Origin of the sequence: Stieleria tagensis (genome assembly GCF_024129865.1) — a bacterium.
Classification (GTDB): Bacteria; Planctomycetota; Planctomycetia; order Pirellulales; family Pirellulaceae; genus Stieleria; species Stieleria tagensis.
Genome location: NZ_JAMYFE010000058.1, coordinates 17,943 through 30,319, shown reverse-complemented (window position 1 = coordinate 30,319; position 12,377 = coordinate 17,943). Strand labels below are relative to the sequence as shown.

At 56.9% G+C, this 12,377-nt stretch carries 7 protein-coding genes; all 7 read right to left on the bottom strand.

Features of this window, described 5'->3' with window-relative positions:
• Complete coding sequence (locus NHH03_RS14425) at positions 1-726, bottom strand: N-formylglutamate amidohydrolase (RefSeq protein WP_253157257.1); 726 nt, start codon at positions 724-726, stop codon at positions 1-3.
• Between the two features lie 619 nt (positions 727-1,345).
• Entirely contained in the window at positions 1,346-3,469 is a 2,124-nt protein-coding gene (locus NHH03_RS14420; RefSeq protein WP_253157255.1) for a prolyl oligopeptidase family serine peptidase, read from the bottom strand.
• Between the two features lie 628 nt (positions 3,470-4,097).
• On the bottom strand, positions 4,098-5,534 hold the full coding sequence (locus NHH03_RS14415) for a DUF1501 domain-containing protein (protein WP_253157253.1): 1,437 nt from the start codon (positions 5,532-5,534) through the stop codon (positions 4,098-4,100).
• Complete coding sequence (locus NHH03_RS14410; protein WP_253157251.1) at positions 5,524-8,562, bottom strand: DUF1553 domain-containing protein; 3,039 nt, start codon at positions 8,560-8,562, stop codon at positions 5,524-5,526. Before NHH03_RS14410 ends, NHH03_RS14415 begins: the two co-directional genes overlap by 11 nt.
• Before the next feature lie 55 nt (positions 8,563-8,617).
• On the bottom strand, positions 8,618-9,739 hold the full coding sequence (locus NHH03_RS14405; protein WP_253157249.1) for a Gfo/Idh/MocA family protein: 1,122 nt from the start codon (positions 9,737-9,739) through the stop codon (positions 8,618-8,620).
• Complete coding sequence (locus NHH03_RS14400; protein ID WP_253157247.1) at positions 9,736-11,184, bottom strand: tetratricopeptide repeat protein; 1,449 nt, start codon at positions 11,182-11,184, stop codon at positions 9,736-9,738. Before NHH03_RS14400 ends, NHH03_RS14405 begins: the two co-directional genes overlap by 4 nt.
• Entirely contained in the window at positions 11,174-12,352 is a 1,179-nt protein-coding gene (locus NHH03_RS14395; protein ID WP_253157245.1) for a multiheme c-type cytochrome, read from the bottom strand. The genes NHH03_RS14400 and NHH03_RS14395 overlap by 11 nt, the downstream gene beginning before the upstream one ends.
• Positions 12,353-12,377 lie beyond the last annotated feature (25 nt).

Here is a 12,377-nt window from a genome sequence, read left to right as displayed (position 1 = left end):
TTAAGCCGCTTCGCTACTCGGCACGCCCACGGTTTCACGCAGTGACGCCGCCAAGTGCCTCAACGCCTCGTCGCGTAGTGCCACATCGCGAGATGCCCAGGCACGATTCAGCCACACCTCCACTCCAAGGTACTGATCGGCGGGGAATTTTCTCCGCAGTGCCTTGTGCAGACTATCGACCGTTCCTCGCCGCGGGTAATTGCGACGGACTCGCAGATGTGGGTATAGGTCGTAGAGTTCATCGATCCAATCCAAACAGAAATCGACTTCGGCTTCCCGCGACGGGTCATACAGCAGGCCGATGTCGCCACGCCGCGGTGTCTGGCTGACTTGTGAATCAAACGTCCGCACCGACAGATGAATCACAAATGTGAATTGCTGCAGGATACGTTGCAGCGCCGATTCGATGCGACGGCGATAGGGTGTATGGACCAGATCGATCAACTGTTGCTTCTGGACGTCGCTCCAATCCTGTGAGAGCGCCCCGTAGAGTTGACGATGGTGCAGCGAACGGCTGACATCTATCAGCGCATTGCAAAATGGGTTGCGTATCAACGGCATATTGATCATTGATGCCAATCGTCCAGCGAGTTCGCCGGCACAATGATCGATCGAATCGGAGTCGATTCCCCGCCACTGGTTTTCGTCGGGCGCAATCGCTGCCTCCGTGGCCGCCAATTTCGGCAGCGCGGTGCCACTGGTTTCACAGCTGATTAAGATTGCCACGGAGCGTCGCGCCGCTATGGGGGGTTGGTGTTTCAGTCCCGTTATCATCAGCCATCGAGCGCACCTTGATCAATCCCAGATCACGTCTCCAGCAACGGAGAAACCCAAATTGCAATGCAAGCAATACAGTGAACGCTTCGTAGCAGATCCCGCCAGGGTTCAGACCGGACTGGGATGCAGGGGAAGTCTGAACCGTGGCCGGTCCAGCTACGGTGTTGGAGCCGATTCTCTTCGTAGCTGATCCCGCCAGGGTTCAGACCGGCCGGCGTGCCTGGGAAGTCTGAACCGTGGCCGGTCCAGCTACGGTGTTGGAGTCGATTCTCTTCGTAGCTGATCCCGCCAGGGTTCAGACCGGCCGGCGTGCCTGGGAAGTCTGAACCGTGGCCGGTCCAGCTACGGCGTTGGAGCCGATTCTCTTCGTAGCTGATCCCGCCAGGGTTCAGACCGGACTGGGATGCAGGGGAAGTCTGAACCGTGGCCGGTCCAGCTACGGCGTTGGGATCGATTCTCTTCGTAGCTGATCCCGCCAGGGTTCAGACCGGCCGGTGTGCCTGGGAAGTCTGAACCGTGGCCGGTCCAGCTACGGCGCCAGAGTTCAGATCGGCCGGTGTTGCCGCAATCACTGGCTGCGATCAGTCATCAACTTTTGTTGCAGATACGTGTACGCCAATGCCTGCATGCGGGCGCGTTGGGCGTTGTTGGCTGCTCCGCCATGCCCCCCTTCGATGTTTTCATAGTAGATGACATCGTGACCTTGGGACTCCATCAGTGCCATCATTTTCCGCGCGTGACCGGGATGCACGCGATCGTCTCGCGTGGACGTCATGAACAGCACCGACGGGTATTTCGTCTCGGGTTGCACACGCTGATAGGGCGAGAACGTTTGGATAAACTTCCACTGCTCGGGATCATCCGGGTCGCCATACTCGGCCATCCAAGAGGCGCCGGCCAGCAATTTGTGATAGCGCCGCATATCCAATAGCGGCACTTGGCAAACCGCGGCGGCCATCAGTTCGGGGTAGCGAGTCACCATGTTGCCGACCAACAGTCCGCCGTTAGATCCGCCCTGAATCCCCAGTTTTTGTGGCGATGTGATGCCTCGATCAAACAAGTCCTTGGCAACGGCCGCAAAGTCTTCGTAGGCGCGAACGCGATTTTCTTTGAGTGCGGCTTGGTGCCAGCGGGGGCCATATTCACCGCCGCCACGAATGTTGGCAACCACATAGACCCCGCCCTGTGTTGTCCAGGCCCGACCGACACTGGCGCTGTAGCTGGGCTGCAGCGAAATCTCAAACCCACCGTAGCCATACAACAGTGTGGGGTGATCGCCCGTGGTCGCTAGGTCTTTCTGAGCGACCATGAAATACGGCACCTTGGTACCGTCTTTACTGGTCGCAAAGTGTTGTTTGATTTCAAGTTGGCTGGCATCAAAAAACGCCGGAAGCGATTTCAACGTTTCCGGTTGCGAACCGATCTCACCCATCAACAGCGTCGTCGGAGTGAGGTAATCGGTGGTCGTCAAAAAGTACTCGTTGGACTCGTCCGAATCGACCGCTCGAATTCCAACCGTTCCGAACTGTGGCGCACCGACCAGCGGCATTCGCTGCCAATCGTCATCGGTCGGCTTGAGAATTTGAATGCGATTTTTGACATCTTCCAGGATGTTCAAGTAGGCGTAGTCTTTGGTGAATCCGAATCCCGACAGGGCGGTTGAATCGGTGGGCTCGAACAGGACAACGAAGTCACGTTCTCCCTTCAGAAAGTCATTAATATTCGTGACGATGAGGGAGCCTGCCGCGTACTGAATTTCACCGACGGTGTAGGGTTCGCGCAGTTCCAGCAGCAGCCAATCACGAACGACACGTTTACCAGCCGAGTTGGGCACCTCGATTTGAATCGGCTCCCCAGAATCCGGCAGCAAAAACAATTCGTTGTTGTAAAACGCGATCGATCGGTAGGCGAAATTCCGTTCGTACCCCGGCGTGTCGTCGTGCGACGCACCAATGCTCATGTCGGTCGGTTGGCCTGCGAACACCAAGGTGGCTGATTCCATGGGCGTGCCGCGTTTCCATTTTTTGGCGAGCCGTGGATAACCAGACTCGGTCATCGTGCCTTCGCCAAAATCAGTCTGAATGAACACCGTGTCTCGATCGATCCATTCCATACCGCCCTTGGCTTCCGGTCGGCTGAATCCATCTTGGACGAACGCGCGCTGGTTCACATCGAATTCACGCGTCACGGTTGCGTCGGCACCGCCGCGCGACAGATCCACCAGCGCCAGGTCGTAGTCGGGTCGCAGCATTGAAACGCCGCCCCAAACCCAGTTTTCATTTTCGTCTTTGGCAACCTGGTCCAGATCCAAAATAATGTCCCACTTAGGGTCTTCCTTTCGGTACTCGTCCATGGTGGTTCGCCGCCAGACGCCGCGCGGGTGTTCACCGTTTCGCCAAAAGTTGTAGTAGTACTCCCCGCGCTTTTGCACCGCTGGAATCCGTTGATCAGAATCCAAAATCTCCAACAAGTCTGACTCCAACTGCTTGAACGTGGACGCAGACTGAATCAACTCGGTCGACTGTCCGTTACGTTTTCGAACCCAATCGAGAGCTTTATCGCCCTCAACTTCTTCCAGCCACAGGTAGGGATCGTCCGTGGCGACAACGCTGGGCTCATCGGTCAGACCGAGGGGGGGTGTCAGTGTCATGAAGATCCAGCCGATGGTAAAGGCAATGCCGAGTCGAGACATGGTGTGGATTTGGTCTTTTAGTAGGAGAGCAATGGGAACAGGATCCGTCTCCGAGCATGCATTATTGCACAGCATGGTGTATTGCACAGCACGGTGTATTCCACAGCACGGTGCGGCTGGCGCGTGTCGAGCTCCATTGCAGCGAAACCGGGACAAATCACTCTAGCGGTCGAGTCAATGCAAATGACAGGTTTGAAGAGAACTCTCGCTCAAACGTTTTACCGATGCGCGAAAACGCATCTTCACTCTTCCGCACGTGGGCTGTCGATTTAAATACCGGACGCGTTGGTTTTGAAGTCAGCGCTTGTCATCACAACCCGACGCATAGGCGAGGGATTTAGCGTGTTCACGGAATCTTTCGCTAACCGGCTTGTTGATTGAGTTGGCATGGCGTCGGTTGAACGATCAGCCGTTGAACGCTCGCTCACGGTTCCTCGTGACTCGCATTGCAAAGTCCGAGGAACCGGACGCTAACGCGTGCCGGATGATTCAACCAACAACCCGTGATGCGTCGGGTTAGGAAAAACATGCCTGAAGCGAAATCGCAATTTCAAAACTCACATGTCGCATGGGGAGTTGCATGGTTTTCGAGTGCGTTCGACGGGGCCAACGTGAACGCTGATTCCACTCAAGCCAGGATGCCGTCGATCAGTTTGCCATGGACGTTGGTCAGGCGTCGCTGGATACCGTTGTGATAGTACGTCAGCCGGGTGTGATCCATTCCCAGCAGATGCAACAGTGTGGCATGGAAATCGTACCATTCGACGGGGTTTTCGACGGATTGCCAGCCGATTTCATCGGTTTGACCATAAGCCATTCCGGGACGCAGACCGGCACCGGCCATCCAAACACTGAATCCTTTTTCGTTGTGATCACGACCGGGACCGACCACGTCGGCCGCCGATTGCGTGAATGGTGTGCGACCAAATTCGGATGTGAACAACACCAGCGTGTCATCCAACATGCCGCGCTGACGCAAATCGGTTAACAGTGCTGCGATGGGCTGGTCGATCCGCGCTGCTTCGCGGCCGTGATTTTGAATCATGTTCTCGTGGCCGTCCCAGTTGATCCGCGGCGATCCAAATGCACCGCCAGAAAACAGTTGCACGTAGCGAACACCGCGCTCGAGCATTCGGCGGGCCAACAGACAGCTGCGTCCGAACGATGCGGTCGGTTCCGCATCGGTGCCATACAACGTGTGAGTCGCTGCGGTCTCAGCCGCCAACTCGGTGACTTCGGGGACGACACGCTGCATTCGCCGTGACAATTCGTAGCTGCTGATGCGAGCGGACAACAAATCGTTTGCACCTCGCTGCTGTAGGTGTCGCCGGTTCATTCGGGTCAACAGATCGCGACTGGCTTGTTCTGTCTGTGGATTCAGTTCCTGCGACGGAAAGATGTCTTGGATCGGCGTTCCAGAACTTTGCACCGTCACGCCTTGGTGCCGGGCCGGCAAAAAACCATTGGACCAATTGATCGAACCGCCCGCTGGGACACCACGCGCATCGGGGATGACGACATAGGCCGGCAATTCGTCGGTCTCGCAGCCCATTCCAAACGACAACCATGATCCGACTGTGGGGAATCCATTCAACCGAAATCCGGTGCCCTGTTGAAAGGTGGCCGGAGTGTGGTTGGCTGTTTCCGCCACCATCGAACGAATCACGGTCAATTCATCGGCGACTCTTCCCAGGTGTGGAAACAGATCGGAGACCCACAATCCACTTTCACCGCGCTGTTGAAATTTCCAGTCGCTCTTGCGCAACAAGCCGACTTTGCCGAAAAACACATCGGGCTTCTTGTCAGATGACAACGACTTGCCGTGTCGTTTTTCCAGCTCCGGTTTGTAGTCGAACGAATCGACCTGGCTTAGTCCTCCGCACAACACGATGTGAATCACACGTTTGGCGATTGCCGGATGATGCGGCCAGGGATCGGTGGCCTGTGGTGCAACGCTGCCGGCTTGCGCCACACCGTCACGCACCAGCAGTTCGCCCAGGGCGATCGCGCCGATTCCCTGTGCAGAGAATCGCAAGATGTCGCGGCGTGACGGTTCAGTCGACATAGATGAACTCATTGCTGTTAAGGATGACGCGGCAGTACGCAGACAGACCATGCGATTCGATAAACTCGGTTGCCGTGGCACGTTCATCGTCGGCAGGCGAGCGCCCGTAGGCCAGGCGGTAGATCCGCTCTAATACCGCACCGGGCGGTTCGGTGATTTGATCGTCGGACTCCCACTGAACCCGACTGGCGAATCGATCCGCCATTCGCAGGACAAAGGAATTGTTCATCAACGTCAGGGCTTGCAAGGGTGTTGTTGTCACCGATCGTTTGGGAGCCGTGGTCGATGGATCAGGACAGTCGAACACATCCAGCATGTGATTGCGTCCGGACCGAATCCATGTGCGATAGAGCGTGCGTCGATAGACGTCGGGCGAATCTATGTCGACCATTTCATAGAATTGTGAATTGGAAACAAAGGTCGTGAAATCGCGATACGGTGGTCCGCCAAATTGGCGATTGAGTTCACCGCTGACTGCCAAAATCGTGTCACGCAATGTTTCGGCGTCCAACCGCTGCGGAGATTTGCGCCACAACAGTCGGTTGTCGCCATCGATCGCCAAACCGTCCTCTCGCGGTCGCGAGGATTGCAGGTAGGTTTCCGAAGTGACGATCAGGCGATGAATGTGTTTGAGTCGGAATCCGTTATCGACCAATTCAGCGGCCAAATAATCCAGCAGTTCGGGATGACTAGGGTGTCCGCCGCTGAAACCAAAATCGTTGGGTGTATTGACCAGTCCTGATCCGAAATGATGATGCCAGATACGGTTGACAATCACTCGAGAAAGAAGTGGGTTTTGGTCATTTGCAATCCAGTCGGCCAGCGCGCCACGTCGGTCGGCATCGTTGGCATCCTGGCCCACGGCAAAGTCGGCTTTGACACCTGTGACTGCGGCGATTCCGCCCGGCGCGACCGCGCGGATCGGTTGCCCGGGGTTTCCGCGTGCCAGCAAGTGCGTCGGCTCAGGAGGTTTGGGTTTGACCGCATAGACGGTGTACGGGCGATGGCGTTGTCGTTCCGATTGCAAATGCTCGATCGACGCCAGCAATGACTCTCGCTGGGCCAACTGGGCCGAGGTCATCGCGGCGATGATCTGGTCGTGCGTTAGCGACAGTTGTTCTTGAACGTAGGAAGCTTTGACCTGATCTGGACTGAGGGCACGGTCGTAAAGTTGTGCGGTTTCCAGCAATCCGCTCAGCTGTCGCTCGGGACCGGCCGGTTGGCAGCGTAGACCGAACATCACATACCAGGTTCCGGCTTCAAAATGCAGCGGCGACTCAGCTTGATAGGCGACACCATAGGGTTCGCCATTGCGGTAACCGGTGATGCTGCCATCGGCTGCCCAGGTGATGGCGACGTGGACGAACTGTTGATCGGCCTGGGTTTCCGCCGGCGCAGAGAAGCTTTGGGTGCGTTTGAACAAATCGCTTCCCGCCATCCATTGTTGCGATTCACGTTCGGCGTAAACGATCGCGTCAAACGTGCGGCCGTCGTCGCCATGGATTGACATCGCCGCGCCGCCGGTCTGTTGCAAGTTGTCGAGTTTGACCCAGGCTTCGAGCGTTTTTTCACGGAGGTCGATGTCCAGTGATTCTGTCCGAGCAATGCCGCCACCGGAATCTAGAATCAGCCGACCATCTGCGATTCTTGCCGGGGCGTGCGCCGTCGCCGGGACACCGCCGATCGTGTCGTTCAAATCGTCTCGAAATTCCCAGCGTGCAATTGGTGCAATGCGCGGCGGCAGGTCTATCTCCGAATCGCTGCGACGGGCAATCAACTGGTCACGCACCGTTGCATCGAGTGCTGCCACTGCGTCTTGTTGTTCGCGAATCTGATCGGCTAGTTCCTTGACACGCCGGCGATTTTCGGCACTGCTAACCTGACGCGATCCGTGGTGGACACCGGCCAAGGCGGCAGCCACTCGGTAGTATTCCTCCTGAGTGATCGGATCAAATTTGTGATCGTGGCACCGTGCACAATTGATCGTCAGCCCCAGAAAGGCTTGGCCGATCGTGCCAACGTAATCTTCCATTTCGTCTTGGCGGACCACGGCTTTCATCACCGGGCTGGCGAGCGATTGGCCGACGGCATCCCACGGGCCCGCGACTAAAAATCCGGTCGCGGTGATGGTTTGTGGGGCTTGGTCATCGATCACATCGCCGGCCAACTGCAAGCGAACGAATTGGTCGTATGGCATGTCACGATTGAATGCGTCGATCACCCAGTCGCGGTAGTGCCATGAATCGTTTCGCAAGTGGTCACGCTCATAGCCTTGGCTTTCACCAAAGCGAGCGACGTCCAACCAATGCCGTGCCCAACGCTCCCCGTAGTGCTTGGACGCCAACATCCGCTCGACCAAATCCGTGATCGCGGATTCGCGATCACGTTCGTATTGAATTTGAAACTCCGTGACGGCGGACGGTTCGGGCGGCAAACCCAACAAATCAAAACTGATTCTGCGGATGATCTCACGCGGCGTCGCGCTCGGCGAGGGCGGTAACCCGGCGTTCTGCAAGCGTTGCTGAACAAAGGCATCGATTGCGGTGGCCGCGGTGGGTTGGTTTGGTATCGGCGGACGCTTGATGGGTTGCAGCGACCACCAGTCGTTTCCGGCGCGGGCATCGCTGGAGTAGCGGAACGGATCAATCGGATCACTGCCCCAGGCCGCGCCCGATTCGATCCACCGCCGTAACAAATCCCGCTCGGGTTCCGGGATGTCTTTTTCCGGTGGCATCTCACCCGATTCGATTTTGTCCCACAAGAGACTGTGTTTTAAATCGCCAGGTACCAACGCAGCGCCGGATTCGCCTCCACGTATCGCGCGGGCGCGACTGGATAAATCAAGTTCGCCCTGCGGTTGATCGCCACTGTGACACCCCAGGCAATGTTTGGCCAAGAGCGGGGCGATCGTTCTGTCAAATTGATCCACGCCCCCAAGTTCCGCACCGCCTTGATCTATACCACTTTCGATCGCTAGCAGAGTGGTGGTTGCAAGACTCATCAGCAGACCAAACAGCCACAATGACATTGGCGTTGATGGTCCGGTCGGGGGGCGCAGATTCAAAGCAAAAGTCCCTCATGATTTAAGACGACGAGTCCAGCATCTCACAACTACGCAAGATGGCTTCGTGAGTTGCGACGTCATGCGCAGCATCCCAGTCCAGTGTTTTCTCGCCGCGGATCACGGCTGCCAAATCCAGGAATTCGGCGTCATAGCGGCCCGCCGGTTTTTCAAAACGAACCTCTTGGTAGCCTTTGATGTAACCGTCCCGTGGCCGATCCAGCCCCAGTCGCGCGACGGGAGCGGGTTCCAAGGGGCGAATTGCAAACGTGCCTTCAGTCCCGGTGATCGAGAAACTCCGACGCGATCCACCCATCGGGTCGATGTGGTTGCAGCGGATCGTCGCGATGGCTTGCGGATAATCAAACACCGCCATTTGGTTATCCGCGAAACTGTCTTTTTCGGGGAATGTCCGCCGCGTGTGCGCGGTGACCTTCTCTGGCGGTCCGAGCAACGAGACGAGTTGATCGATCAGGTGGCAGGCCAATTCGAACATGCCGCCGCCGCTGTACTGTGCCAATTCAATTCGGCCGGCATCACCCATGTATTTGCCCATCATTCCGCTGACCTCGGTGATCTGGCCGAGCCATCCATCACGGACCAAACGGTGGGCAAATTGAAATGCCGGGTTGTATCGCAACATGTATCCCATCTGGATCGTTCGTCCACGGTCGGTGGCCAGATCATGCATCGCGCGACAGGCCTGCAGTGATTCGCCGGCGGGTTTATCCAAATGCAGGTGCATCCCTGCGCTCAGGCAACGCATGGCGGTGGGGACTAGATCAGCGATCTGCGTTTCCACGGCAACGGCTTGCAATCCATCACTCCCTAGCAGTTCGTCCTCGCTGACCCATGGCAGATCGCGATACAGCGGTTTTTGTTGCAGTCGTTGACGTCGCTGGGCATCGGGTTCAACTAAACCGACAAACTCAAATGTTTCGGGGTGTTTGAGGATCGTTTGCAGTTTGCCCTCAGCATGGGCGTGTTTGGTGCCAATTTGACCGATGCGAATGCGAGGTTTGGCGTTGGGCCCCGCACCGACCGCTGTGGACCAGCCGGTCAGCGGCACTAGAAATGCAGGAGCGGCAGCCAGGATTTGGCGACGACTAAGATTCAAAGCGGGATTCATCGGCGGGTCAGTCATTGCGAATCAAGTTTGTCACGTAGCGTGTCAAGATCGACACCGCATACGACAAACGAATGATCCGAGGCGGGGGAGGCTGTATTCAACAGATTCAAACGCTGTTGGTTGAGCTGCGACATCTTCTGTCGAAGATCTACGTCAGGGCGGGAAGCGTGATTATACGCCAAATTCACGGCCCGCCACGCGATCGCTTCCACGGGACGATTCAATTGGTCTAAAAGTACAGCCAATTCGTCGACCAACTTCTCGTCTGGGGCTGGGGAATCCGCCAACTGGGAACCGATCGATTGAGTCCGTCGGATTTGTTCGGATCGTCTGATCGCCCGCGCGGCGTTTTCGGTTTGCCCCAGCGCCGACAGCGAATCAGCCAAACGCTGGTAAGCTGTGGCATCGGTGCTGTCTTGCAACACCGCTTCGCAAAAACATCGTACCGCTGATTCATGATGCTGATGCGCGGCCAGGAAAATGCCCCGTGCCAGCCAAGCGTCGGGGTTTGCTGAGTCGGCGGATCCATCCCTATTTGTGTCGTCCTGGTCTGTGACGGCTGCGATGCGTGCCAATAACGCTTGCTCTTGCCGTGGAAAATCAATCCGATCGAGAGTTGGTCCGTTCAGGACTTCGGTCGCTTGATGTGGCTGATCTTGACTAAGATAAAATCTTGCCTGGCCCAATCGACCGATCGGCTCCAGTTGAGGGGCACGCGCATCAGCGGGAAAGGCGGTGGCAATACAGAGCAGCGAGCGCAACCACCGCTCGTCGATGTCACCTTGGCGGCACAGCGCATTCAAGTGCGGCTGAGCTTCGAAACGTCTGCCCTGTCGCATTAGCAACGCCGCCAGTTCGTTGTGAACGATCGCTGCATTGGGCGCCACTTCCAGCAGGCTGCGGTAACGCTGTTCGGCGTGTTGCCAATCACCGGCATTGACCATCCACTGTGCCGTTTGTCCCAGAGCGGGAAGGCGTACCGTCGGATCGGATTTGGCAAGTCGATCCAACATTCGAATCGCCTCGGGGAAACGTTTTCTGGCCCCCAAAATCCTGGCATACAGAAAAATACCATTGAGATTTTGGTCGTCCAGCGCCCGGGCCTGACGAATCGACCGATAGGCATCGTCGATTTGGTTGGCTGCCAGCGATTTCGCGGCCACTTGTTGCAGTTCAACCGCGCGTTGCAATTGTTGCTGGCGAGTGGGCTGGGCGATCGGATCGACAGCGGCGGGCTGCAAATCATGCTCGGCGTCTGTGGCAGAGCTTGGGGCAAGTTCCACGACCGCGTCGCGCAGGGTGATGGTGGGCTCGGCCCTCACGGACTCGGTGGCACTCTGGTCGACCGGTATTGTGGTTGGTTTGGGCGTGCATCCGGCCAATGCCGCGATCACAATTCCCAGCCATGCAAATGACAGGGGCACTCGGTCCGGTCGTTTCGGGGCGTCGCTATGGTTCATCACGCACACGAATCCAATGGTCATGAAACACCATGCCCTGTTCGACCACGATCGCCGGCATGTGACACTCGATGCAACCGTCGGTTGGTGACACGGGACAGACCACCTGATCAGCGTGCTGCGGTTGGTGACAGTTTCGGCAGTCTTGGATGTAGTCCTGTTCCGATTTCGTTTTCGCGTCCTGGTGGGGATTGTGACAGGTCGAGCACATCAATTTGCCTGGTGATTCCAGATAGCACTCGCTGCGCAGCATGCCGATTGGTTGCAGACGTAGCATTTCGCTGGAGTAATCACGCAACTGTTTGGGATCGACGTGCCGTGGCAATCGATGGCAATCGCCACAGAGTTGAAGTTCTGATTCGTGATCCCAATCGTCACGTCCGACCGAGTAGGGCGGCGGTGTGTCCGAAAGTCTGGCTTGTTTGACGTGCTCGCTGCCGGGGCCGTGACATTTTTCACAGTTCACGTTTGCGACCAGGTTTTGAATGCCTTGATTGGCGACATGCCCAGACGTCGTGTGGCACTCGACGCAGCGCTGCATTTTTTCTCCGCGCTGCGTTTTGCCAAACATTTCCCAGTGCGATGCGGGGACGTGGCCCATGTGACCGGGGGTGAACCCGAATTCACCGTGAGATCCGAACCATGACACACGGTGCTCGATAGCATCGGTGCCTTTGTTACCGTCGGGGACCAACGCCAATAGGGTGATCGCATTGCGACCTGAACCGAGAGCATAGGGAAACAATAGCTGAGAGGGCTCGGTGGCAGCCGGCTGTGTTAACAACAACGGCTTTGCTTGGTCAGCATTCACCGCGCGCTTCTGGTGCTCAACGACCAATCCCTGATCGGTGGGTTGGTAGTGATAGAATCCGAATCCTTGGCCGGCATCGACGGTTTTGTCGGCAAACCGTTTCAAGACATTCGGGGCGTTACTTGCCGTGAACGTGTCCGCGTGACCGGACAGTTGGTGCAAGCGAAAGTTTTCGGCATGACATTCGGCGCAAACTTGTTTTCCAACCAAGTGAGCCGCTGAATTGTCGTGGGTGCGATCGTCCGATCCGACTTGCGCGGCGGTTCGCAAATGCGAATCCGCCGGCAAGGCACTTACAAGCCAAGCACAAGGCAACAGGATTGCCACAAGCAGGCCGGGATAAATGAATTTGTCCATCACGCCTGGCAATCACCTGTCCTGG

What these genes read in the sequence shown, in the direction of transcription:
- NHH03_RS14420 (WP_253157255.1), bottom strand. Translation starts at nt 3,469, where the DNA reads ATGTCTCGACTCGGCATTGCCTTTACCATCGGCTGGATCTTCATGACA.
- NHH03_RS14415 (WP_253157253.1), bottom strand. Translation starts at nt 5,534, where the DNA reads ATGTCGACTGAACCGTCACGCCGCGACATCTTGCGATTCTCTGCACAG.
- NHH03_RS14410 (WP_253157251.1), bottom strand. Translation starts at nt 8,562, where the DNA reads ATGTCATTGTGGCTGTTTGGTCTGCTGATGAGTCTTGCAACCACCACT.
- NHH03_RS14405 (WP_253157249.1), bottom strand. Translation starts at nt 9,739, where the DNA reads ATGACTGACCCGCCGATGAATCCCGCTTTGAATCTTAGTCGTCGCCAA.
- NHH03_RS14400 (WP_253157247.1), bottom strand. Translation starts at nt 11,184, where the DNA reads ATGAACCATAGCGACGCCCCGAAACGACCGGACCGAGTGCCCCTGTCA.
- NHH03_RS14395 (WP_253157245.1), bottom strand. Translation starts at nt 12,352, where the DNA reads ATGGACAAATTCATTTATCCCGGCCTGCTTGTGGCAATCCTGTTGCCT.